The sequence below is a fragment of the Pedobacter sp. BMA genome (genome assembly GCF_001027745.1).
Lineage (GTDB): Bacteria > Bacteroidota > Bacteroidia > Sphingobacteriales > Sphingobacteriaceae > Pedobacter.
The window spans coordinates 106010-129997 of record NZ_LECU01000003.1 but is presented as its reverse complement, the minus strand read 5'-3'; the positions used below and the strand labels follow the sequence as shown (position 1 = coordinate 129997).

Sequence of the window (23988 nt, the reverse complement as noted above, 5' to 3'; positions counted from 1 at the left end):
ATTAAACATGTCAAATACATCAAAAATTATCTACACCAAAACAGATGAGGCACCCATGTTGGCGACCTACTCCCTTTTACCTATTGTACAAGCCTTTACAGCTTCAGCTGGTATTGATGTAGAAACTAGAGATATTTCTTTAGCAGGAAGAATTTTGGCAAACTTTCCTGAGTATTTAAAAGACGATCAGAAAATAGGTGATGCTTTGGCAGAGCTTGGTGCCCTAGCCACTACTCCAGAGGCAAACATTATCAAATTACCAAATATATCGGCATCTATTCCGCAGTTGGTTGGTGCAATCACAGAATTACAGGCTCAGGGATATGCACTCCCAAATTATCCTGATAATGCACAAACTGAAGAGGAAAAAGCCATTAAAGCTAAATATGCAAAAGTTTTAGGTTCTGCTGTAAACCCGGTTTTACGTGAGGGTAACTCTGACCGCAGGGCACCAAAGGCGGTTAAGAACTATGCAAAACAGAATCCACACTCAATGGGTAAATGGTCTGCAGATTCGAAAACCAAAGTAGCCAGCATGACTGAGGGTGATTTTTATGGTTCTGAGAAATCAACAACGATAGAATCGGCTACCCAGTTTAAAATTGAATTTGTCGGGGAAGATGGAACGGTAACTGAATTGAAAGGCCTTGCTCCACTTAAAGCGGGTGAAGTGATTGATTCTTCAGCATTAAGCCTGTCTGCATTGAAAACTTTTGTTGCCAAAGAAATTGAGGAAGCTAAAGCTGCCGGCGTATTGTTATCAGCACACTTAAAGGCTACCATGATGAAGGTTTCTGACCCCATCATTTTCGGCGCCATTGTTGAAGTTTACTTTGCAGATGTATTTGCGAAATACGCAGAGCTGTTTAAAACCCTAAATATCGATACCAGAAATGGTTTAGGTGATGTATATTCCAAGATCGCCGGAAATGCTCAGCAGGCTGAAGTTGAGGCTGCGTTAGCCGAAGCCATAGCAAACGGACCTGCTTTAGCCATGGTAAATTCTGATAAAGGAATTACCAACCTGCATGTTCCAAGTGATGTGATTGTGGATGCTTCTATGCCTGCCATGATCCGTACGTCAGGACAAATGTGGAATAAAGAGGGTAAACCTGAGGATACGATTGCTTTAATTCCAGACCGTTCTTATGCTGGAGTATATACTGCAACCGTTGAAGATTGCAAAGCGAATGGTGCTTTCGATGTGACAACAATCGGAACGGTTCCGAACGTTGGTTTAATGGCTCAGAAAGCTGAGGAGTATGGATCACATGACAAAACTTTTCAGGCTGCTGCTAACGGGGTAATCCGTGTAACTGATGCTGAAGGTAAAGTGTTCTTCGATCAGAAAGTAGCTACAGGAGATATTTTCCGGATGTGCCAGACTAAAGACGCTCCAATTCAGGATTGGGTTAAACTGGCCGTTAACAGGGCACGTTTATCTGAAACACCTGCTGTTTTCTGGTTAGACGAAAACAGGGCGCACGACAGAGAAATCATTGCTAAGGTAAATCACTATCTGAAAGACCACGATACCACAGGTTTAGATCTTCGTATCCTTGCACCTATTGATGCGACTAAATTCACTTTGGAGCGTATCCGTAAAGGTGAAGACACTATTTCTGTTACAGGTAACGTATTACGTGATTATTTAACAGATTTGTTCCCGATTTTAGAGTTGGGTACTTCTGCAAAAATGCTTTCTATCGTTCCTTTAATGAATGGTGGCGGTTTATTTGAAACCGGTGCAGGTGGTTCGGCTCCGAAACATATTGAGCAATTTATTGAAGAAGGTTATTTGCGTTGGGATTCATTAGGTGAACTTCTTGCACTTCAGGCTTCATTAGAGCATTTATCGCAAACACAAAACAACACTAAAGCACAGGTGTTAGCAGATGCTTTGGATGAGGCTAATGCGAAATTCTTAGCTACAGATAAATCTCCGGGCAGAAAATTGGGTACCATTGATAACCGCGGTTCTCATTTCTATCTGGCTTTATATTGGGCTGAAGCATTAGCTGCACAGACTAAAGATGCTGAATTGCAAGCGAGATTTGCTCCTTTAGCAAAAGTATTGACTGAAAACGAAGCTAAAATTACTGATGAGTTGATTGCCTCTCAAGGTAAAGCGCAACAAATTGGTGGTTATTACCATCCAATTGATGAGTTAGCTGGAAAAGCGATGCGTCCAAGTGAAACCTTAAATGCAGCATTAGCATCTTTATAAACTAAGCTGTAAAAATATAGTTCAAAGCCCAACCGAATTTACTCCGGTTGGGCTTTCTTTGTATTTGGCTGTCAAGCAACAAAAAAGGACAAGCAAAATGATTGTCCTTTTTATTCATTCAAGATAAACAATAACGCTTAATAAGCACCCAAATAAAAACTACCGGATTGATTTTTTAATTTCGCTCCTTTGGTAACCACTTTGGTTTTATAGTTGATGACATAAAGGTTTCCGTCTGCGCCATTTGGGCTCAACGGAACATAGATGTTATCGCCTGCAAGACCGATGTTCTGAAACTGACCAAATGTGCCGGTTAAAGCGGTTCCACCGTTTTGAGCAGCAGTTAATCCCGAAAAACCTCCGTCTGTTTGATTCTCTGTAGTTAATCGTGTTGCCGTCCTGGTATTTAAATCAATCAGAGCCAGGTAGCCGCCCCTTACGTTTGTTTCGGTAAAAAGTACAATACCGATACCATCTTTAACATATCTCCATGCACTAATGGCCACGTTGTTACTTGTGCCAAGAGCCGTTTTCAAATCGAAGTTATAACTGTTATCATACTCACTTGTTGATGCATTAATTCGCAGAATCTGAGATCCTGAAGTTGCTGTTGCCTGATAAACATTTCCATCGGTACCCACATATTGGGTCATGGTACGATATGAATGATTATTTACTTTACTGATAGCGGGATCTACAAAAATTAACTTGGGGTTAGCTAAAGAAGGATAATCCACCACCAATGTTGCAGTACCGATTTCTCTTGTACCATTAGACCAGGTTTGTGCTGTTCCTGCAGTGTTCACACCAGATTTTTTTGTCACATCTGTTCTGCTCACATTGCAACCAATGAAGATCTTTGTTTTAGCTGCATTTAATACGGGAACATCAATACGGCCGATCTGGTAACCAGCTTTGGTTTGGTCAGCGCTGAAAGGAATGGTAAATTCCACCTGACGGGTGATTTGCGGATCATTCAGGTTCAATACCGCTATTTTCGCTGTACTTTTCACATCAACAAAATCGGCACCAGCACCTGTAGCCGGCGCGCCGGTAATTACTGAGGATGCAAAAACACCGATACCAACTCCCTCAGCAGCCACAACCCATCTTGGCGCAGTACCTAATATGGGTTCAGTATTTACTTCTTCACGGGTATCAACAAAATTTTTCTCACCTTCAACTTTATATTTGTTAAATATACCACCGTCAGTACCAGTGTACTGAATGTTGTATAAGAAATTTCCGTTAACCGAACCCTGTACACGTGCTGTGCGCTGCGACCTTAAGCTATAGCCATTGGTAAAAACATTTACCTCGAAATTTGGATTAATAGCCTGAGCAGGGGTAATGGCATAGGCCATGGTACCACCATTTCCGGCAGTACCTTCTGCGTCGGGAAAAGCTGCGGTTAAAGTGATGTATTTTCTCGCCCAGGTGTCTGCGCCTGAAACTGAAGTTTCAGTATCATCGCTACCATCCTTTTTACAGCCAGCTATGGCACTTATCGCCAGTACAGATCCGAACAATGCGGTCTTAAATAAATTTGTTTTCATATCGTATTATTTAAAGTTATTTATGGTGTAGTTTAATTTGAAATAGATTGCTCTCCCTCGTTTTTGAACCCCAAAGTTGTCATAAACCTCTGCGTTGAGCATGTTTTTGCAGTCCAGACTGGCTACCAGTTTTCCATTGGGGAAGCGGTAACTCGCACCCAGGTCATGCGTGAGCTGGTTAGGCGTGGTAAACCATTCTGATTCCATCCAGATGGTACTAAATGAGGCAACATAGCCTGCATTATAGTAGAAATTGGTGACTGACTTCTTTTGAAAGATGTTGTTAAACCGGTACTGTATATTGCCGTTTACGGTAAAATACGGCTCATTTGGAATTTGTTTGTTGTACAGGCTATGCGGATTTCCCCTTTCATCCAGTTCTACCTTGTAAAGTGAATTGAATTTGGAAAAATTCAGCATAGCGTTCAGTTTGTTATTATAGATGTAGTTTATTTCGGCCTCAAACCCGATGGATTGGGTTTTGGAGAGATTAACGAATTGCGTCACCTGGATATCTTCGACTTGATTTTCACGCCCTTCTATTACCGGGTCTATACGTGTTTGCTGAATGATTTTATCGTACCCGTTCCGCCAGAAAGCATTTCCGTATAATGAAAATTTATGCTTGCCAGAAGAGATGAAGTTATATCTTCCTCCGAGGTTGTAATTTATGGCAAGCTCAGGCTGGATTTCAGGATTGGCCAGCAGGTTGTTTTCCGGCTCACCATAGATGTGCCTGTCTGTAGGCATGATAAAGGATTTCTCTGCGGAAAAGATAATGAAACCATTTTTGATCGCTTCGTAGGAAGCGGTACCCCCAAAACCTTTGTTATCGCGGGTAGAACTATTGCGCTGATAAATCAATACACCATTCAGTTCATTGGTGGGGATGCGCTGGTCGGTCTGATAAATGGCATACTTGCCGAAGATGTTGGTTTTTAACTTTCCTTTGAACAGTTCTGCCTCATAGTTCATGGCGAAGATATTTGTGGTCAGGCCATTCTGTGTAATCCACCTGCTACGGTCGGGAATGAGTAAATCCTGATCATTACGGTCTGATTTTTCAAATTTGTGGTTTAAGGATACCCGGTGTCCGCTTACAATCGTGTACGCCAGGTTAGACCTGATATTTGAAATTTGCCTTTCAATATTACTCATTACCGCAACGCCCTGTTGTCCCTGGCCAGGGCTGTAACCATAAGTCTCCGGCGGACCTTCAGAATTTTTTACCAGCAAGGTTCCATCCCAGTTATATCTTAAACTTACCGTATCCTCCAGGTAGGTACTCCTTCTGCTGTGCACTGCATTTAGGGTTAATGCCAGTCCATTGACCAAGAAGTTGTTCTTATTATAGTTAAGGCTAAATACGTGCGCCTGATATTTATTAAATCTTCCAAAGTAAGGTTTGGTCATCGTTACCCCATGTGGAATCTCTTTATAGGAGTCTGAAATATTATAACCAATAAAGAACTGGTCGGCCCATTTGACATTGGTAAAACCAGCTTCAAAACGTCCGCCTACGGTTTCAAACTCATCGTTAGGCCGTTTGATGCGGTAGTTTCTCACAATTCTGCCGCCAGGTAGGGTATACTTGGAAAACTTCCCCCACATTTCATAGTTGTTGTCAGAATGGCTGTAAAAACCAGATGCCCTGGCGGTAAAACCATTTTTCTCATTGCGGTATAATGCGCTCAGGTCTCCCCGGTAGGTGTTAAACGATCCATAAGATGCCGAAGCAGTGATGTTATTTGCAGAAGCATCTTTTCTCATAATCACGTTGATTGCTCCGCCGATATAATTACCACTCAGGTGAGCAGGGAGGACGCCTTTATATACTTCAATGCGCTCGATCATTGATGGCGGGATGTTATTCAGGTTAAAAGAAGAACCATAGGTCGAAATCTCGATGCCATCCAGGAAAAGACCTATGGTGCTACCGGACATGCCGTTAAGGTTGTATTCTATCGGCGAACCCTCGCCACCATTCTGGCGGACCCTTACACCTACTGCACGATCTAAAAGTTCATTGGTGGTCAGATTTCTTAGCGAAGCTTCTTTGGTTTCGATAACCGATACCGCAAAGCCACTGGTTTCCATTTTTCGTTTTTCGGTTTTGCCGGCTACGCTGACTTCCTGCAGGTTCTGATCACTGATTTCTTTTACCTTAACATCAAATGTGAATACTGGCGAATTAATGCTTATCGACTGTGTTTTCCGGTGTGAAATTACCGAACTCACTATGATTGTATAACTGCCATATTTCAAGCCCTTCAATTCATATTTTCCTTCCCGAGTAGTCATGGTACTTCTGTTAAGCTCCTTAATGCTCACCGTAGCTCCATCCATAGGTTGGCCATCATTACCGGTAATTTTACCTGACAGCGTACCCATTTGAGCAAACACAGAAATAGAACACCATACCAATAGCGTGGATAATAAGGCTTGTTTCATGATTAGTTTGTAACTTTTTAAACTTATTCTTTAGAATCGGTCTTAATAAGAATAGCTTTGCGCAAAGATAAAATCTGAATATGACGCCATCGGAAGAAATAGTGACGCGAAAAGGAGAATCTCAAACTCTTGCGGAAAGCGTATTTTTATACAACCAGAATATCCAGGCGAGCTACAGAACGTATTCCGAAGACCGCAGAAAAGTGGAAATTCGCCTGACGCATAGCGACGCCAAAGAGTATGAAACTTTTCAGATGATTTTTGTGCTCAAAGGAAATGTGAAAATCAGGAGAAAAGGGGAAGCTGGCACCTTTGCTGAAATTGAAAGTCGCCAGCACAATTTTTGCCGTTTGCCTTTTAAAGATACGCTAGCTGTGGCCGGGCAGGCAGACGAAGTGATTTGCATCAATATCAGCAGCACTTTTTTGACCCGGTTCCTCCCAGCTGATCACTTAGCATTTAAGCAGTTGTTTATGGGAGATCAGGGGAATCCCCTAGCGCTGGCGTTAAATAATATGCGGATTACGCCTGAGATTGATGCCATTTTAAAAAGACTTTGCAATTCACTACAAGCCGGCTTTTCTGATCAGCTTTTACTGGAGTCAAAAGTGATTGAACTTTTTGCTTTACAGATTACGCAGTTTGAACAGATACAAAGCATCGATGCCAGCCCATCGCTGAAAAAATCAGAAGTTGAACGCATGCAGCAGGCAAGAGCAATTTTGATCAATCAGAGTGGTGATCAGCTATCCTTGCGTGCACTTGCACATCTGGTGGGTACAAATGAATTTAATTTGAAACGCGATTTCAAACTCCTTTACGGTAAATCTGTCTATTCTTATCTGAATCAATACAAACTGGAACAAGCCAAAGAAATGCTTATTGGCACCGACATTACCATAGCAGAAATTTCCAAGAAGACTGGTTACAAGCATGCCACCCACTTTACAAATGCCTTCAAAAAATACTTTGGATGTTTGCCCAATCAAATCAAAGGAGGGAAGCTTTCTTTATTGCTTTTTCTGGAAGATATTATAGCATTTTTACAGGATTCTAATTTTCTTGCCGCCTAATCTCACCGAATTTTCAAGCTGCCCTATAAAACCATATTGGCCGTCTTTTGTTATACCTCTATAAATATATAGGAGACCAATACAATGGCAATTAACGAAGATAAAGGATCGAAAGATAAAATACATAGTACTACAGAAAACCCTGAAATCAATAAAGAGAATCTGGCTTATGATGAAAATAAGCAAAGTTATGAGCTTGATGTAAAAGGTACAGATGAAGATTACGATCACCCGATGGGTTATGAAACGGTAGCTGCAGGCGCCAAAGATGACGACTCTACTTATGACGAGGCTAACCCTTATGTAGGTGATGAGTACGCCAGAAATGAAGAAGTAGCCGAAGACAACCTTGAAGAACTGGGTATGCACGTGGACAATGGCGAGAGTGTAAAATTAACTCCTGAAGATGAAATCTTAGCCCGTACTCCGGAAGATGATCGTGATGATTTAGATGAGGAAGGCTATCCGATTAACGATGAACCCCAAAAATAGTTGGCTGATCAATACCGAAAGGTGTTAAGCTGGCGAAACAATCATAAATTGAAAGCAGGATGATGCAACGAAGCATTTCCTGCTTTTTTTATTTCAAAAAATTGTGTTGATTTCCTGAGTAGCGTATTTGCTGCTATGGGTTGATATCTAAATTAAAACGCCTGCGCAGATCTTCCAGCTTAGGGTTTTTAGTAACCAGGTATTCATACTTCTCCCTGTTGCCATATAGTCTGTTTTCAATCTTGCGCTCCACCTGCTTGAAAGTAATATCGACTGCAAAATTCTGCAGCGTATTACGGAGGTAGTTCATCAGCTCGACAGATTCCTGCACCACAAACTGTTCCTGCGTTTTGCTCTCTACAGATATCTCGATTAAAATTGGAGAAACCAATGTAGGTGGAAAATTATTCAGGATGGTAAAAAGGTTAATCTTATCAGCAGCTTTGAGTTGCTGAACATAAATACTCCATACTTCCTGTAATCGCTCATTTGTAAAAGGGGTTCTTGCCTCACCAGTAACGGTTTTAGGTGTGCCATCATCTTCGCCGCTTGCTAAACGCTCCAAATCATTCAATGAAGGAATTAATGTGCCAACATTTTTCCTGGGAATATTGATACTAATGGATGTAGACGAGCCTGCCGGTGCCGAGGCCGGCTGTTGCGATCTGTCCGGTAAAGGCGGGGCTGAGGAAACCGGGGGGGGTGGAATGCTAACCGCAGGGTTTTCATTTTGAGCTTTTGCTTGTGGGGTTTGGGCTGTTCCGGTTACGACATCAGTTTTTTTTTTATCCTGATCTTGATCAGTTGCTGTGTTGTTAGGGCTTAAAGGCTGTTGTGCGAGTTGTACGACTGATCGTATATGGCACATCTTAATTAAAGCGAGTTCAACCTGTAAGCGCTGATTCTTGGAATTCTTATAGTTCAGGTCGCAGTTATTTGCCAGATTCAGTGCGGTTAACAAAAACGAAAGTTCAGTTTGCCTGCATTGATCGAGGTATTTTTGCCTGATATTGTCACTAACTTCCAACAGTTTGATGGTTGCAGCATCCTTACCCACCAGAAGATTACGAAAGTGCGTAGCTAAACCATTGATAAAATTATTACCGTCGAAACCATTATTCAGAATTTCATCGAATAACAGCAAAGTCTGGCTCACTTCAGCTGCAGTTAAATGCCCGGTAACCTTAAAGAAATAATCATAATCTAAAATATTCAGGTTATCAATTACCGCTTTGTACGTAATGTTTTTATTGGCATAGCTGGCAATCTGATCGAACATTGAAAGTGCATCACGTAAACCACCGTCTGCTTTTTGGGCAATTATGTGTAGTCCGTCTGCTTCAAAAGCAATGTTTTCGCGTTCCGCTATTTTAGAAAGGTGTCCGGCAATATCGTCTACCTGAATGCGGTTGAAATCAAAAATCTGGCAACGCGATAAGATGGTTGGCAGGATTTTATGCTTTTCTGTTGTAGCTAAAATAAATATGGCATAAGATGGCGGTTCTTCCAGGGTTTTCAAAAAGGCATTAAATGCACTTTGTGAAAGCATGTGTACCTCATCTATGATGTAGATTTTGTATTTACCGGCTTGTGGCGGAATCCTAACCTGTTCAATTAAGCTCCGGATATCATCAACAGAATTGTTCGATGCCGCATCTAATTCATGTACATTAAAGGAATGTCCGTTTTGAAAAGACTGACAATTGTCGCACTGTCCGCAGGCCTCCATATCAGCTGTAGGATTAGTACAGTTTATGGTTTTAGCCAGGATCCGTGCGCAGGTGGTTTTACCAACCCCGCGTGGACCGCAGAATAAAAACGCCTGTGCCAGCTGGTTGTTTTTAATGGCGTTTTTTAACGTACCTGTAATATGTTGTTGCCCCACTACGGTTTCAAATGTAGCCGGACGATATTTACGGGCAGAAACAATAAAATTTTCCATCGCCACGAAAATAGGAAAAATTTAGATGTCGCGGGATTGAAAAACTGGAATGTTGAAAAGTTGGGATTCTTACTACTTGCTAACTTATATCGCTACTTAATAATGGACTTCAGCTCATTCCGGTATTCTGATGCGCTTTTCCCGGTAAACTCGTGAAAGATTTTATTAAAATGGCTGAAATTGTTGAATCCGCTTTCGAACGAAATGGCTGTGATGCTGATGTGTTTTTCGGCCAGTAGCTTGGATGCGTGTACCACACGGTATTCGTTTACAAAACGGGTAAAGGTTTTTTTAGTAATCTTTTTAAAATACCTGCAGAATGCGGGCACCGTCATGCTCGACATTTCTGCGATCTCATCTAGGCGCATTTGCTCCTGGAAATGATCTTTCACGTAATTGAAAATCATATTGATCCGGTCGTTATCCTGAACCTGCATTTCGAGAGAATAATTCAGTGCATTTAAAATTTTATAGTCTGAGGCCTGCTCTAACTCCCTCAATACGCCCAACAATGCCAGAAGCCTTTCAAGAGGCCATGCGTTATGCATTTTTTCGAGCGTTGGCCCAACAAGCTTCATGGTATCCCTGCCGAAGGCGATACCATCTTTCGCTTTTTCAAACAAGCTGGCAATACCACGGGTCTCTTTGAGTTTTAAAAATTCTGTTCCCAGAAAATCAGGTTTCATCTGGATCACCACTTCAGTTTTGTTGCCGGTATTGGTATCCGTAAATCCACAATGTGGGATATTGCTGCCAATGAGAATTAAATCACCATCAGTATAATAAGATACGTGGCTCCCGATTTGCCGCTTTCCGGATCCTCCATTTACGAATACCATTTCGATCTCGGGGTGATAATGCCAGAGGTGTGCCTTATTATTCTCGTTCTGTACATATTTAGAATAGGTAAAAGAACTACCAAATGAGGGTTCTACCACTTCGAAACCAGGTCTTAACGTTTTCATAATTTTAAACAAATTCTATTGTAAATATGCTGAATTGACATGGTTATGACAAATGATTGGTTATTGGGTTAAAATAGCATATATATTGATCAATATTGAATCTTTTTGGCTTCAAAAACTGTCATAATTTAGCATCATAAAATAATTGTACACGCTTTAATCTATTTTATCATGAAAAACGTATTCAAATTCGCAATAATCGCAGCAATTTCTTTAACATCTTCAATTGCTCAGGCAAATGATGGAGATTTTTCGTTAAAATCTAAAAGTGAGAAAGAAAAAACCATCAGTTTTCAAATTAATGAAGCTAATGATTTCAACTTATCAATTACCGGTGCAAATAATGAAGTGTTATTTGAGCAAAAATTATTTGCTAAAGCGAGCTCTACCAAAACTTATGACCTGAACGCTTTGCCAGATGGGAATTATACCATGAAAGTGGAGTCGGGATCAAGACTGGCACAATACGATATCACCATCACAAACAACCAGGCTTTGTTTTCTGCACCGAAAATCACTGAGCTTTACAAACCGGTAATTACTAAAGGTGAAGATGATGTGATCACTTTAAACTTCGAGCAGCCTAAAGCTGGCGAGGTTGAAGTACAAGTACTCAACGAAAGTAATGACGAGCTTTATACTCAGGTATTCAAAAACAAAGCTAAACTGACTAAAAAGTTCAACATCAGCCGTGCTGATGGTAATGCTTTAACATTTGTTGTGAAGTATGACAATCAGACTTATGTGAAAACAATCGAAACTCGCTAATTTTATCAATAAACTAAACAAAGGGAGATGCCGTTAAGGCATCTCCTTTTTTGTTTTATGGCCTTTTATGGATTAGGGAGCTTAACTGTGAATGACTATGCTTGCCAATTAGAAAGATCTTCCGAATAAAATAATCAGTATGCCTGAAAGTTTCATGGCCGTTCTCAAATGTTTTAATGCAGCTGTTAATTGATTTTCTACTGTTCTTTTTGAAATTTCAAGCTTAAGTGCAATTTCAGCAATGCTTAAATTTTCATGTCTGCTCATGAGGTAAATTTCCCTGCAGCGATTTGGAAGTGACTCCAGTAATGATGCGATTGCAGAGTTAAACTCTTCTTCGGCAATCTTTTGTTCCCCCAGGTTTACGCTGCTATAGGGTTGCAATTTTAACACGTTCTGTTCGGATTCTATATAATCTTCCACATAGGTGATGGGCATTGCTTTTAAGGCTTTGCTTTTTCTGATGCCATGGTAACTTGCTGAAGTGACTACATAATTCTGGAAAGCATCAATATTGAGCTGACTCCTTTTATTCCAGATATTCACGAAAATGTCGTGGGCAATTTCCAGTGCCAGTTCCTCATCTTTTATATACCTGATGGCCACACCATACACCTTCGCCCAATGACGGTTAAACAGCTCGTTAAAAGCGCTCATGTCATCAAGAACAATTTTGTCGAATAGTTCCAGGTCTGTAAGTTTGGTCATTGTCATGGAATGATACAATAAAACTAGTGTTTAAAATTCACAATAGGAAATCTCTTTTTGAGCTATTCGGAGTACCTTTTCTAATTAATTTCATTTTTTTTATTTTTTCTATGTGTGTGCTCTGTAGTTTCGGTATCTATATAAGTAATAGCCAAATTTAAACTTTCATTGAGTCGTCATGTCCGAAGAACAGTACCTTTCACTTTGTGAGCAATACTTTGCAGGCAAATGCAGTCCCGAGGAAATTTCCTTGCTTTTGTCGTACCAGTCAGAAAATGGTTTAAATCATGATTTTGACGGCCCTGGTAAAGAGCAGTTGCGGCTATTGTTGCTGGCTCGTATTCACCATGATATAGCGCCACAAGTACCCAGACGAATCTGGTTTCGTTCTATTCCCTTTAGAATTGCCGCTTCCATCGCGGCTGCAATCCTCGTTTTTATATTTATCCATACTTTCTACAAGCCAGCGGAAGTACAGCATCAGCAGGTGAATGTTAAAAAGACCGAACCTATTCCTGCAGACATCGCCCCGGGATCGGCAAACGCAGTGCTCACTTTAGCTGATGGAAAAAGTATACAGCTGGATGAGCATAAAAATGGTTTGTTGAACGACCAGCAAAGTGGTGTCATATCAAAATCCGGAGATGGTATTGTGCTTACCGCAAAAGATAAAAAAGCAGGCGAAAACCTGGCTGCTTTAAATAAGATTTCCATTCCAAGGGCTGGAAAGTATTATATTACCCTTTCCGACGGAACGAAAGTGTGGTTAAATTCCAGCTCATCACTCAGTTTCCCAACGGTTTTTTCAGGAAATACCCGCAAGGTTTTGCTAAGTGGAGAAGGGTATTTTGAAGTAGCAAAAGATAAAAAGAAGCCCTTTATTATTGATGTGAACGGCAGGCAACAAGTTGAAGTTCTGGGTACGCATTTTAATATCAGTGCTTTCGAAGACGATCAGAATATTACAACTACTCTTCTGGAGGGCTCCGTTAAAGTAAATACTAAAAATAAAAGTGCATTGATAAAGCCCGGTGAAATGGTAGTCAACAATCTGGATGACCGGTTAATGGTGAAACAGGCAGATATTGATGAGGTGATGGCCTGGAAAAATGAGCAGTTTGTTTTTAGCAATGAGAACATCACATCAGTAATGAAAAAGATTTCCAGGTGGTATGATGTTGAGGTGGATTATAAAGGCAACATGGATCATATCAATATTGAGGGGAATTATTCCCGTTCAAAAGGGCTTAAAAGTTTGCTTAAAAATATCGAAATGCTGGATAAAGTTGATTTTTCGGTTAAAGAAAGGAGGGTAACCGTTATCGCAAAATAAATACGCAACTATAATTAAATCCAAAAACCGGAAGTGTTACGACCACCTCCGGCATTAATAGCAAAATGCTAAAGGAATAAAGCAATCATTTTTTCCAAATAATAACTAAAAATCCTAACCAAATGTATAAAAATTTTACTGCACTTAAGTGTGGGGATCAGCCTTCCTATAGGCAAAAAATCCTATTAATTATGAGACTTACGATTATGCTGACGATGGTGTTCTTTTTTCAGGTACGCGCATCGAGCTTTGGCCAGAAGGTAACGCTGGATGTTAGAAATGCGCCTGTAAGGGAAGTACTTAATCAGCTAACCAAACAAACCGGCTACAACTTCATCTGTGATGCTGCTGTGATGAATACTGCCAGTCCGGTTACTTTAAAAGTCAGGGATGTACAATTACAAAAGGTGCTCGATGCCTGTTTCGCTGGACAACCGGTAGAACTCCTGTTCGGGGATGATGCAACAATTGTAATTAAGAAAAAAAATAAGATAGAAGTGCAGGCACCTCAGCAGGTCAGCATTAGTGGAACTGTTAGCGATGCTAAAGGTGGCACAATGCCAGGAGTGAGTGTTGTGTATAAAGGTACCAAGGTAGGCACAACAACAGATGCTAATGGAGCCTATGTGATTAAAGCCCCTGCGGGAACCGGCACACTGGTGTTTTCTTCCATTGGCTATGTTACCCAAGAGGTTTCGATATCCGGAAAAACGGTGATAAATGTTTCCTTATCTGAAACGCCACAATCGCTTGGTGATGTGGTTGTAGTGGGTTATGGCTCACAGTCGCGCTCAACAGTAACTTCTTCCATCACAAAAGTGGAAGGAAAAAACATTGGCAATCAGCCGGTGAGTACTCCGGGCGAGGCCTTAGCGGGCCTGGCAGCAGGCGTACAGGTTCAGTCTGATCAGGGAGCCAAGCCAGGAGCCGCACCAACCATCAGGGTAAGGGGGGTGAGTTCATTGAGTTCATCAAACGACCCTTTGTATGTTGTCGATGGCTATCCTTTGGAAACTGCTTCAAACTTTAACCTGATTAATCCCAGTGATATAGAATCTTTAGAAGTACTGAAAGATGCGGCATCGGCTGCTATCTATGGATCAAGAGCCGCTAATGGGGTAGTTTTGGTTACCACTAAGAGAGGTAAATCTGGTAAAACGGTATTTTCCGTTTCGGCCTATACCGGTATTCAGGAAGTAACCCGTTTTATAGATGTTTTAAAGAAAGATCAATATGTGCAGCAGGTAAAGGCGCTTAGCCGGATTAAAAACCTGCCTTATCCAACTATTTTAGATGGCGATATCTCCAACCTGCCGGATGTAGACTGGCAGAAAGAGATCTTCAGAACAGCACCCATCAGAAGTTTTGAATTTAATGCAGCAGGCGGTAGTGAGAAAGTTCGTTTCAGTGCATCTGCAGGATTATTCAAGCAAAAGGGTGTATTGATTGGGACGGAATATACCCGTTATAATACGCGCCTGAACCTGGATGCTGATATCGTAAAGAATGTAAAATTCGGTTTTTCCATTTCGCCATCGTATGCAGAGCAATACAGGCAGCCCTCTTCAGGTCAGGCTAGTGGTGCAGGTGCAAACCCTTCCGATTTTATCATCGGTGTTCCAGGGCTGGTTGCCAATCTGAACTTGCCAAGTCCTTTAAATCAGGCTTTGACTTTTCAGCCCATTGTACCGGTTTATCGTGCCAATGGAGATATAGCGCAGCCTTACGACCGTGAACTAAATTACAACCTGTCGCCTACATCAGTTTTCTCGGCCTCAAACTTTTACAATCCGGTTGGTATTTTAAGCCAGTCTATCAATCGCTCGAGGGCTTTCCGTACCTTGAGTAATGCATTTCTGGAATACACACCAATCCGCGATCTGAAAGTAAAAACCTATATCGGTGCTACGCTTGAAAATGAGCAGGTGCACGGTTATATCCCCGGCACAATGGCGTATAGTTCTGCGCCAACTGCGTCTGCTTCCAATCCTCAGCTGGCAGGTATTTTTGCTTCTGATAACGTTCGCAACAGCTTCGACTGGGTGTGGGAAAATACCGCAACTTACGATAAACAAATCGGCAAGCATCATTTAAACCTGTTGGGCTTATTCTCTGCACAGAAATACGAATCGCAGATCAATTATACTGCCGGCCTTCCCGGAACATTCACCACCACTTCTGTTCAAAGTCCTTTGGCTTCACCAAACACAGTGGGTACTGAACTTTTTGATGCCAATACTTTTGTATCGTATGCAGGCAGATTAACTTATGATTATAATAAAAAATACCTTTTCACTGCAGCAGTCCGTCAGGATGGTTCATCGCGCTTTGGTTCAAATAACAAGTTTGCTCTGTTTCCCTCCTTCTCAATGGGATGGCGCTTAGCACAAGAACCATTTTTAAAAGAGCGTTTAGCGAAGATCGGTATCAACGAATTTAAATTGAGAGGGGGGTATGGCCGTACGGGTAATGCCAATATCGGAAGTTTTACTTATGTAAACTCCATTTCCCTCAACCGTAACTATGCTTCGGGCAGTAACCGGGTTTTTGGTACGCAGCAAACAGGCTTTGCTAATCCTGATCTTACCTGGGAGAAGAACGATCAAACCAGTATTGGTACCGATATAGGTTTATTGCAAAACAAAATCGTGCTTACTTTCGATTACTTTGTGCGTAATTCAAACGGGATGTTGCTGAATAAAGCATTGCCATTGGCGGTAGGCTATACCTCATCTTTCCAGTCTAATCTGGGTAAACTGCAAAATAAGGGTTTTGATGTTTCTGCAAATACCAATTTTAAACTTGGAGAGGTAACGTGGCAGGCAAACGCCAATTTCTCTACCTACAAGACAAAAGTTTTAGATCTTGGTGGTCCGAGTGCATTGCCTGCAGTACAGGCTATCAACGGCTGGAATAATGTATACCAGGTGCAGGTTGGTCAGCCATTGGGTATCATGTATGGTTACGAGATCATCGGTATATTTAAAAATGCTGCAGATCTGGCAAAATATCCAAAAGCTACTTCCGGAAACAGTGTAGGGGATGTGATTATCAAAGATCAGAATGGTGATGGCAAAATCGATGCAAATGATGTAACGGCGCTTGGCCACGGACTGCCTGATTTTTCATATGGGTTAACCAACAGTTTCCAGTATAAAAACTTCGACCTGAGTATTTTGGTTCAGGGGGTTCAGGGTGTGAACATCATTAACGGGAATAACCGTCAGACATTAACCGGTAACCACAATCAAAATTCGTTAAGCAAATATTTTAATAATTATTTCGATCCCGCTTTTCCAGACAGGGATGTGCTTTATCCAAGTCCTGTTTCAACAGCCTCACTTCCAGGGCCGGCATTATCCAGTCTGAGTGTTGAAAACGGTTCGTATTTAAGGGTAAGAAACATTACTTTAGGTTACCGTTTATCAGAAAATGCTTTGCGTAAACTTTCGATAAAGTCTGCCAGATTTTATGTGACTGCACAAAATCCTTTCCTGATTACCAAATACTCCGGCTACAATCCTGAAGCCAACGTAATGGGAAGCGATCCTACCACACCGGGAGTAGATCAGGGTACCTACCCAACTGCACGTACCATTATTGTGGGTATCAATTTTGGATTTTAATGGCTTTAATACAAGAAAAATATGAAACTCAATAAACTAACCATATGCAGTATCTCCATGCTCCTTTTAAGTGTGGTAATCACATCCTGCAAAAAATCATTCGTAGAGCTTACCCCAAAGGGCATTATTCCGGTAAGCACATTTTACAATACCGAAGTTGATATCAAATCGGCTTTAACCGGCGCCTATAGCAGCCTTCGTCCAATTTATAATGAGCAGTATGGTTTCGGTGAAATTCCATCCGATAATACCCAAACCTATGGAGAGAGTGAAGTGCTTTACGGGGAGCAGGATAAGCTCACCTGGACATCGAGATCTACCAATCTGCAAAATGCGTGGACGAGGTTTTATGCTACTATTGCCTATGCGAATATCGTGCTGGATCATGTAAACACTCCAACCATGACTGCTGCTAACCGCAATAGTTATATCGGTCAGGCAAAGTTTCTGCGTGCTTTAATGTATTTTAATTTAGTGAGGATGTTTGGCGGGGTTCCTTTGGTATTAAACGAAATCACATCCGAATCGCAGGCCTATTCCTATAACAGGGTTACTGCAGAAGCGGTTTACGCGCAAATTGAAAAAGATTTAACTGAAGCTGCAGCAGTATTGCCGGCAAGTTATACCGGTACTGATATTGGCCGGGCAACCAGTATTGCTGCAAATGCATTGCTGGGCAAGGTATATATGTTTGAGAAAAAATTCACACAGGCCGAACCAATATTGGCCGGTGTAGTAGCTACTGCCGGTACATTATTGCCATACGATCAGGTTTTCGGACTTGGAAAAGACAATAACAGAGACATTATTTTCTCGGTGCAGTACCTTGGCGGGGGATTTGGTGAAGGCAATACCTTCGCCAGGAACTTTGTGCCTCAGCCATCCGGAACCACCATTACCGCTGTTACCGGAAACAGTAATAATATCGGTACCCCTGATCTTTATAATTCTTTTGAATCGGGAGATAATCGTCTAAATACCGCCATCGGCGTGTTTTCTTCAGGTACGCTGGTATATTATTACGCTAAAAAGTTTATTTATCAAAGCGTTGGTGCAAATAGCGAAGGGGATAATGATTGGCCTGTTTTACGTTATGCAGATATTGTGTTGTTGTATGCTGAGGTTTTAAATGAGAATAACAAGACAACAGAGGCGCTTACACAATTGAATCTGGTACGAACAAGATCAAATCTTGCACCGAAATCAGGTTTATCGCAGGCAGATGCCAGAACAACTATCTACCATGAGCGCAGGATAGAACTTTGTTTTGAAGGGGAACGCTGGTTTGATCTGATCAGATGGGGAATAATGGTGCCTACCATGACGGCTCATAAAACTAATTACCCGCCAATAAATGGTCAGATTGGGAATATTGTAAGCACACTTGCATTGTATCCTATTCCTAACCGGGAAATTCAGTTGAACAACAAACTTACCCAGAACCCGGGATATTAATAAAATACGGATCATCTGTAAGATAAAGCCAATGCCTGCATTCATAGATTATGCGGGCATTGGCTTTTATTTGTATTCAACACTTTGATTTAAAGAAATATATTGTTACTTTTGCAACCCCGTAATATACCTCGGGATTAAAAAATTAAAAACATAATTTATAACAATGAATCAGTACGAAACTGTTATCGTTCTAACCCCATTGTTATCAGAAGAGGCAGCGAAAGAGGCATTAGCTAAATTCAAAGCAGTTCTTACTGATAACGGTGCCGAAATTATCCAGGAAGATAATTGGGGTTTGAGAAAATTAGCGTATCCGATTGAGAAAAAATCAAACGGATTCTTCAACTTAACTGAATATAAATCTTCAGGACATTTGATCGCAAAATTAGAGCTTGAATTAAAACGCGATGAGCGTGTGTTACGTTTCTTAACTATCCGTTTAGACAAACACGCTGTTGCTTACAATGAGAAAAAGCGTAGTGGTGCTTTTAACAAAAAAACTAAGGAGGTTGCAGCGTAATGGCAAGAGAACAAATTCAATACGTAACTGCCCCTAAAGTAGAGGATAACCGTAAAAAATATTGCCGTTTCAAGAAAAACGGTATTAAATACATCGATTACAAGGATGCAAACTTCTTGTTGAAATTCATCAACGATCAAGGTAAATTATTACCACGCCGTTTAACTGGTACCTCGTTGAAATTCCAACGTAAAGTGGCTCAGGCTGTTAAACGTGCTCGTCACATCGGTTTGTTACCATTCGTTGCAGATCAATTAAAATAGGAGGCTCAGAGATATGGAAATTATTTTAAAACAAGATATTAAAGGCCTTGGCGAGAAAGATGATTTAGTTACAGTAAAGCCAGGTTATGGCCGTAACTATTTAATCCCTCAAGGATTTGCTGCTTTGGCTACTTCTTCTGCTAAAAAAGTTTTAGCTGAAAACTTAAAGCAAGCTGCATTTAAACAAGATAAAATTAAGAAAGATGCTGAAGGTATCGCAGAGCGTTTAACTAGCGTTAAACTTTCTATCGGTGCTAAAGCTGGCGAAAGCGGAAAAATCTTTGGAGCAGTTAACACTATCCAGATCGCTGAAGCATTAAAAGCGCAAGGTTTTGATGTAGATCGTCGTCGTATTACTTTCGAAACTGAACCAAAATTTGTTGGCGAGTATGTTGCTAACTTAAACTTACACAAAGAAGTGAAAGTTCAGGTTCCTTTCGAAGTAATCGCTGAATAAGCAATCTCATTAAGGAATAAAAAAAGTCTTCTGATGTTTATCAGGAGACTTTTTTTTTTGAATAGCCGATTCTCACATCTCCATTCTCCACTATCCCTTAGGCGTAGTGGGTCTGATTTCTACCTTACTTGGCAAAGTACGCGCCGGCATTGCCAGGAGGTCTACAATAAGTTTACCCATATCTTCCGGTTGTATTTTCCAGGCATCGTTTTCAGCATCCGGGTTGTGTGCATTGAAATGGCTGGTTACAGAACCCGGCATAATGGTACTCACCTTTACGCCATATTTTCTTAAGTCGAGCATCACCGCCTGGGTAAAACCCGTTAAGCCGAATTTACTTGCATTATAAGCTGATCCCCCAGCAAAGAAATTAGCGCCAGCTAAACTTGAAATGGTGAAGATGCTGCCTTTGGTCTTTTTGATTTCTTCTACCGAAGCCTTGATGCTATAAAACACCCCCGTTAAATTGGTGTCGATGATGTCGTGCCATAATTCGATGTCCATTTCATCAATCGCGGCAAAGGCACCTACACCTGCATTTGCGATGAGTACATCCAATTGTCCCCATTTTTCGATAATCAGGTTTACTGCGCTCTGTTGCGACTGAAAATCTTTAACATCTGCTTCAATAGCTAAAATATCGCCATTATTGACCAATATTTTCGCTGCTTCATTTGCGCTGTCAATGTTTCTTGAGGTGATGGCTACTTTATAACCTGCTTTTAAAAGGGCTTCCGCGACACCATATCCTATTCCTTTACTTCCTCCTGTTACCAGGGCTACTTTAATACTCATGATATTTCTTTTTTTGAATTAACGATTATAAAGCAAATATGTTTAACTCAATTCATAATAATCGTAATTGTTTTCAACTGCTACTTACACTATACAGAGGTTTTAAGATTTTGTTACCTTTGCTTCATGGCTAAATCCCGTTCAACACGCTCAAGAGCAAAAAATCCATTATTCAAGAAGATTACCAATATCGTAACTAAAGTATTTCTTTATTTTTTAATGGTTTCTGTAATCTGGGTAATTGCTTACCGCTTTATAAATCCACCCATTACCCTTTTAATGGTGTTGCGGAATATAGAGCGTAAGGCCGACGGAAAGCCTTTTAAAACGGAGAAAAAGTGGGTAGAATTCGAAAACATGTCTGATAATATTAAAAGGGCTGCGGTTTCAGCCGAAGATCAGCTCTTTTTAAAGCATATTGGTTTTGACATGAAAGCCATTGAAAAAGCTTTTGCCAGTAATTCGAAGGGTAAAAAAGTTAAAGGGGGGAGTACCATTTCACAACAAACCGCTAAAAATGTGTTTCTATGGCCGGGCCGATCGTGGATTAGAAAAGGTTTTGAGGCTTATTTTACCTTGCTTATCGAAATTTTCTGGAGTAAGGAGCGCATACTTGAAGTTTACCTGAATGTAATTGAAATGGGCGACGGCATATATGGCGCCGAAGCGGCTGCTCAGGAATATTATGGTAAATCATGCACCAAATTAACGAAAAGGCAAGCGGCCTTAATTGCTTCATGCTTTCCAAATCCCCGGAGATGGACGCCTAAAAAGGCAACGCCTTATATCAGGCACCGCCAGTATCTGATTTTGAGAAATATGAACAGACTTGGCCCGCTGGATTTTTAAAATCTCTTAATCATGGTCCTTATTCCACCTAATTTTGATTCCCCCTTTATCATCATCAACAGCTTTTAGGTGAAGCACAATCCCTTTCATCCGTGCAGCTCTACGCTCTTGATTTGTCAGGTTTTCATCTCCTTTAGGATTTCTTAAGGGAATATCCATCGCCACATCCGTGCCATTACCTAGTGCATAGGTGCCTTTAACATTGAAATTCAGTACGCTTGAATTCACCTGCATCGGACTGATCTCTACTTTATCACCTTTAATGGTTAACGTACCATCCAGATTTTTAATTTCAACATTCGACATATTTCTATTGGCGAACGCAAATTTTCCAACTTTAACCATAGGCTCGAAGTTTACCAGTGCAGCATTATTAAGGTTAAAAATCACTTTGCCACCAATTGAACGGGGGAGGATTTTGCCTGAATGTGATATGCGTCCTGAAATATTCACCAGCGAAGAAAGATAGCCTTTCAGGTTTTTATTGGTAATGCTATTCTGTCCGAAGTTGTCGAAAGCATAAAAGAAGTCTTTAACACTTACATGGCTGATTTTGGAGTTGATCTTAAAGGCATTTGAAGCCGGCTCCTGTAAAATACTGCCTGTCAATGCCAGCGTTCCATTGGCATGTGCTACACTAATTTTATCAAAATAAATGCCCTTGCCTCGCAGCGAAATGTCTGCAACCAGATTTTTTGCCAGGAATTTATCATAGATGGCCTTGCCCACCGTGAGGTTGATATTCATTTTTGATACCTCCAATACATTGCTCAGTTCTTTTGATGCCGCTTTCATCGAATTCCCGGATGAGGAAGTTTTTTTGACCGTACTTCTCGGACCAAGAAAAGGTAAAAACTCATTCAGGTAAAGTTGCGGACTATGCATCTTCAGATTCACCTGAATTTTATCAGGGGCGGTATAATAAAGGTTCGCAAAATTGGCAATAAAGCAACTTACATTCAGCTCACTTTTTCCAAGCTGAAAATGTCCGTTCTGAATAGAAAGGTCATTCTGATTGAAATTCATATTCAATGCACTTTTCACCAGGTGTAATTTCCTTGGTACATATAAAATATCAGCATCTGCAATTTTAATACTGCCTGAAACCACGGGTTTGGTAAAACGGAAGTTGTCAATATCAGCCTTACAATATAATCTTAAATCTGCTGTGCCCTGTTTAAATTCAAAGTCTTGGGTACCTAAAGAATTGTTTAGATTAGTGAGCGGAAACTGGGAAGTCACCAGGCCGGTTGCTATCGGTTGCGCGAGATTGGTAACCGTAAAACTGTCAATTTTCAGCGGGGCGTTAAAGTATTTTGCTGTAAGTCTGTGAAATTTAATGGCCGAATTTTCATCTCCAATAATGCCGCCACTAGTATCCTGATTGGTAAAAGCCCCATCAAAGTTTGCGGCGGTGAGTTTACCTGCAGGAATAGAAATGATATTGTCTCTAACTTTTATACCTACTTTGATCAATGGATCTCCGTATTTGCCTGAGCCATCATCTACGATATTCCCACGAATGTTGATGGGTTTTTCAATTCCGAATTTTAGTAACTTAGAAGAAATGTTAGGTGAAAGCAGCATCGCTACATCTTTAAATAAAATGTCATCAACAGCAATACTGATTGCGAAGGCAGATTTGCCCAAATCTATTTTAGCGCCGATTTTAAAAGGATGGTCACCAATATTCAGTATTTCAGGATTCAGGATTACGGCATCCTGCTCCCGGCTATAGTGTGCCGATAACGTTCCTTCCAGGGATTTATCTTTAAGAAAGCTGCCCTTTCTGGTATTAAACGCAAAGCTGTTTACCTGTGTTTTAAGTTTAATTTTACCTGTCCACCCGCTATCCGGATATTGCATCCTACCCTGAATCTGATCGATATTGAAGTTAAATAGTTTAAACCTTTTTTGATTGTCAAGAATCAGGCTTACTTTATTGAAATCGATCTTTTTGATGGCAAGAGCAGAGTTTTTGGATGGAGATTTATCTGTTGCTGGTTCCTTTTTGTTGCTTTTAAAAATACTCGTGTTGCTGTAGCCTGTAGAATCGGTATAGATGTATATATTGGCATTATTAATAGCGATCTGGTTAATATTTATATTTCCGACAATTAGTGACAGGACATTAAGGGATACATCAATATCCTGAGCTTTTAATAAATCATGTTTGTGGGTAGACCAGAGACTGTCGCGAAGCAGCACGCCATTCAAAGAGACAGAGACGCCTGGAAAACTTTTTAATAATGTAGGCTCCATACTTGTCGCCGTGATTTCCCCATTAAGGTTTTTGTTCAGCTGGGCAAGAATGGTACTTAATATTTCTTTCTTATTCCGGCTGACGTAAAAGGCGCCAGCAAGCCAGGTCAAAATCACCAGGATAACTAAAGCAGAAAGAATTTTCAGTGAAATTTTGAGCCAGCGTTTCATACACATTATTTTGGTTGAAACAATATAATGCTTTTTGAGACACATTTGTTTTACGCATACTCAAAATTAACA

General features: G+C 40.8%; 18 protein-coding genes. 11 read left to right on the top strand and 7 right to left on the bottom strand.

Annotated features, from left to right (window positions below):
• Positions 1 to 7 precede the first annotated feature (7 nt).
• Entirely contained in the window at positions 8 to 2227 is a 2220-nt protein-coding gene (locus AB669_RS04960; protein WP_047798194.1) for an NADP-dependent isocitrate dehydrogenase, read from the top strand.
• Positions 2228 to 2364: 137 nt separating this feature from the next.
• Here the strand turns inward: AB669_RS04960 and AB669_RS04955 are convergent, their stop codons facing one another.
• Together AB669_RS04955 and AB669_RS04950 are read right to left on the bottom strand one after the other, a co-directional pair.
• Complete coding sequence (locus tag AB669_RS04955; protein ID WP_047798193.1) at positions 2365 to 3783, bottom strand: hypothetical protein; 1419 nt, start codon at positions 3781 to 3783, stop codon at positions 2365 to 2367.
• Between the two features lie 6 nt (positions 3784 to 3789).
• The gene (locus AB669_RS04950; RefSeq protein ID WP_047798192.1) at positions 3790 to 6234 is read right to left on the bottom strand and encodes a TonB-dependent receptor plug domain-containing protein; all 2445 of its coding nucleotides are present in this window, start codon (positions 6232 to 6234) and stop codon (positions 3790 to 3792) included.
• Between the two features lie 80 nt (positions 6235 to 6314).
• On the opposite strand from AB669_RS04950, the gene AB669_RS04945 reads away from it, so the two are divergent.
• Together AB669_RS04945 and AB669_RS04940 are read left to right on the top strand one after the other, a co-directional pair.
• The gene (locus AB669_RS04945) at positions 6315 to 7307 is read left to right on the top strand and encodes an AraC family transcriptional regulator (protein ID WP_047798191.1); all 993 of its coding nucleotides are present in this window, start codon (positions 6315 to 6317) and stop codon (positions 7305 to 7307) included.
• 84 nt (positions 7308 to 7391) lie between these two features.
• Positions 7392 to 7799 carry a hypothetical protein gene (locus tag AB669_RS04940; protein WP_047798190.1) on the top strand — a complete coding sequence of 136 codons (408 nt, stop codon included), beginning with the start codon at positions 7392 to 7394 and terminating at the stop codon, positions 7797 to 7799.
• 133 nt (positions 7800 to 7932) lie between these two features.
• Here the strand turns inward: AB669_RS04940 and AB669_RS04935 are convergent, their stop codons facing one another.
• Both AB669_RS04935 and AB669_RS04930 read right to left on the bottom strand, forming a co-directional pair.
• Positions 7933 to 9741, bottom strand: coding sequence for a DNA polymerase III subunit gamma/tau (locus AB669_RS04935; RefSeq protein WP_047798189.1), 1809 nt, complete (start codon positions 9739 to 9741; stop codon positions 7933 to 7935).
• Between the two features lie 92 nt (positions 9742 to 9833).
• Complete coding sequence (locus AB669_RS04930) at positions 9834 to 10706, bottom strand: AraC family transcriptional regulator (RefSeq protein WP_047798188.1); 873 nt, start codon at positions 10704 to 10706, stop codon at positions 9834 to 9836.
• Between the two features lie 171 nt (positions 10707 to 10877).
• Here AB669_RS04930 and AB669_RS04925 point away from each other — a divergent pair, with 171 nt between their 5' ends.
• A complete protein-coding gene (locus tag AB669_RS04925; protein ID WP_047798187.1) occupies positions 10878 to 11474 on the top strand; it encodes a hypothetical protein in 597 nt (198 codons plus the stop codon).
• A gap of 108 nt (positions 11475 to 11582) precedes the next feature.
• Here AB669_RS04925 and AB669_RS04920 read toward each other — a convergent pair whose 3' ends face one another.
• The gene (locus AB669_RS04920; protein WP_197082355.1) at positions 11583 to 12182 is read right to left on the bottom strand and encodes a sigma-70 family RNA polymerase sigma factor; all 600 of its coding nucleotides are present in this window, start codon (positions 12180 to 12182) and stop codon (positions 11583 to 11585) included.
• Positions 12183 to 12360: 178 nt separating this feature from the next.
• On the opposite strand from AB669_RS04920, the gene AB669_RS04915 reads away from it, so the two are divergent.
• From AB669_RS04915 to rplI, 6 genes are all read left to right on the top strand, one after another.
• Positions 12361 to 13515, top strand: a complete 1155-nt coding sequence (locus tag AB669_RS04915) for a FecR family protein (protein WP_047798185.1) — start codon at positions 12361 to 12363, stop codon at positions 13513 to 13515.
• Between the two features lie 122 nt (positions 13516 to 13637).
• The gene (locus AB669_RS04910; RefSeq protein WP_047798184.1) at positions 13638 to 17141 is read left to right on the top strand and encodes a TonB-dependent receptor; all 3504 of its coding nucleotides are present in this window, start codon (positions 13638 to 13640) and stop codon (positions 17139 to 17141) included.
• 21 nt (positions 17142 to 17162) lie between these two features.
• Positions 17163 to 18596: a RagB/SusD family nutrient uptake outer membrane protein gene (locus AB669_RS04905; protein ID WP_047798183.1), complete on the top strand. Its 1434-nt coding sequence runs from the start codon at positions 17163 to 17165 to the stop codon at positions 18594 to 18596.
• A gap of 166 nt (positions 18597 to 18762) precedes the next feature.
• The gene (gene rpsF / locus AB669_RS04900; protein WP_047798182.1) at positions 18763 to 19119 is read left to right on the top strand and encodes a 30S ribosomal protein S6; all 357 of its coding nucleotides are present in this window, start codon (positions 18763 to 18765) and stop codon (positions 19117 to 19119) included.
• Positions 19119 to 19382, top strand: a complete 264-nt coding sequence (gene rpsR, locus AB669_RS04895) for a 30S ribosomal protein S18 (protein ID WP_010599582.1) — start codon at positions 19119 to 19121, stop codon at positions 19380 to 19382. The genes rpsF and rpsR overlap by 1 nt, the downstream gene beginning before the upstream one ends.
• A 13-nt stretch (positions 19383 to 19395) precedes the next feature.
• Positions 19396 to 19839 carry a 50S ribosomal protein L9 gene (gene rplI, locus AB669_RS04890; protein WP_047798181.1) on the top strand — a complete coding sequence of 148 codons (444 nt, stop codon included), beginning with the start codon at positions 19396 to 19398 and terminating at the stop codon, positions 19837 to 19839.
• A 90-nt stretch (positions 19840 to 19929) separates the two neighbouring features.
• Here the strand turns inward: rplI and AB669_RS04885 are convergent, their stop codons facing one another.
• Positions 19930 to 20634, bottom strand: a complete 705-nt coding sequence (locus AB669_RS04885; RefSeq protein ID WP_047798180.1) for an SDR family oxidoreductase — start codon at positions 20632 to 20634, stop codon at positions 19930 to 19932.
• 126 nt (positions 20635 to 20760) lie between these two features.
• Between AB669_RS04885 and mtgA the strand changes: the two genes are divergently transcribed.
• Complete coding sequence (mtgA, locus tag AB669_RS04880; RefSeq protein ID WP_047798179.1) at positions 20761 to 21483, top strand: monofunctional biosynthetic peptidoglycan transglycosylase; 723 nt, start codon at positions 20761 to 20763, stop codon at positions 21481 to 21483.
• 6 nt (positions 21484 to 21489) lie between these two features.
• Here the strand turns inward: mtgA and AB669_RS04875 are convergent, their stop codons facing one another.
• On the bottom strand, positions 21490 to 23916 hold the full coding sequence (locus AB669_RS04875) for an AsmA family protein (protein WP_047798178.1): 2427 nt from the start codon (positions 23914 to 23916) through the stop codon (positions 21490 to 21492).
• Between the last annotated feature and the right edge of the window lie 72 nt (positions 23917 to 23988).

What these genes read in the sequence shown, in the direction of transcription:
- AB669_RS04905 (WP_047798183.1), top strand. Translation starts at nt 17,163, where the DNA reads ATGAAACTCAATAAACTAACCATATGCAGTATCTCCATGCTCCTTTTA.
- AB669_RS04940 (WP_047798190.1), top strand. Translation starts at nt 7,392, where the DNA reads ATGGCAATTAACGAAGATAAAGGATCGAAAGATAAAATACATAGTACT.
- AB669_RS04925 (WP_047798187.1), top strand. Translation starts at nt 10,878, where the DNA reads ATGAAAAACGTATTCAAATTCGCAATAATCGCAGCAATTTCTTTAACA.
- AB669_RS04920 (WP_197082355.1), bottom strand. Translation starts at nt 12,182, where the DNA reads ATGACCAAACTTACAGACCTGGAACTATTCGACAAAATTGTTCTTGAT.
- AB669_RS04910 (WP_047798184.1), top strand. Translation starts at nt 13,638, where the DNA reads ATGTATAAAAATTTTACTGCACTTAAGTGTGGGGATCAGCCTTCCTAT.
- rplI (WP_047798181.1), top strand. Translation starts at nt 19,396, where the DNA reads ATGGAAATTATTTTAAAACAAGATATTAAAGGCCTTGGCGAGAAAGAT.
- rpsF (WP_047798182.1), top strand. Translation starts at nt 18,763, where the DNA reads ATGAATCAGTACGAAACTGTTATCGTTCTAACCCCATTGTTATCAGAA.
- AB669_RS04930 (WP_047798188.1), bottom strand. Translation starts at nt 10,706, where the DNA reads ATGAAAACGTTAAGACCTGGTTTCGAAGTGGTAGAACCCTCATTTGGT.
- AB669_RS04875 (WP_047798178.1), bottom strand. Translation starts at nt 23,916, where the DNA reads ATGAAACGCTGGCTCAAAATTTCACTGAAAATTCTTTCTGCTTTAGTT.
- rpsR (WP_010599582.1), top strand. Translation starts at nt 19,119, where the DNA reads ATGGCAAGAGAACAAATTCAATACGTAACTGCCCCTAAAGTAGAGGAT.
- AB669_RS04960 (WP_047798194.1), top strand. Translation starts at nt 8, where the DNA reads ATGTCAAATACATCAAAAATTATCTACACCAAAACAGATGAGGCACCC.
- AB669_RS04950 (WP_047798192.1), bottom strand. Translation starts at nt 6,234, where the DNA reads ATGAAACAAGCCTTATTATCCACGCTATTGGTATGGTGTTCTATTTCT.
- AB669_RS04885 (WP_047798180.1), bottom strand. Translation starts at nt 20,634, where the DNA reads ATGAGTATTAAAGTAGCCCTGGTAACAGGAGGAAGTAAAGGAATAGGA.
- AB669_RS04945 (WP_047798191.1), top strand. Translation starts at nt 6,315, where the DNA reads ATGACGCCATCGGAAGAAATAGTGACGCGAAAAGGAGAATCTCAAACT.
- mtgA (WP_047798179.1), top strand. Translation starts at nt 20,761, where the DNA reads ATGGCTAAATCCCGTTCAACACGCTCAAGAGCAAAAAATCCATTATTC.
- AB669_RS04935 (WP_047798189.1), bottom strand. Translation starts at nt 9,741, where the DNA reads ATGGAAAATTTTATTGTTTCTGCCCGTAAATATCGTCCGGCTACATTT.
- AB669_RS04915 (WP_047798185.1), top strand. Translation starts at nt 12,361, where the DNA reads ATGTCCGAAGAACAGTACCTTTCACTTTGTGAGCAATACTTTGCAGGC.
- AB669_RS04955 (WP_047798193.1), bottom strand. Translation starts at nt 3,783, where the DNA reads ATGAAAACAAATTTATTTAAGACCGCATTGTTCGGATCTGTACTGGCG.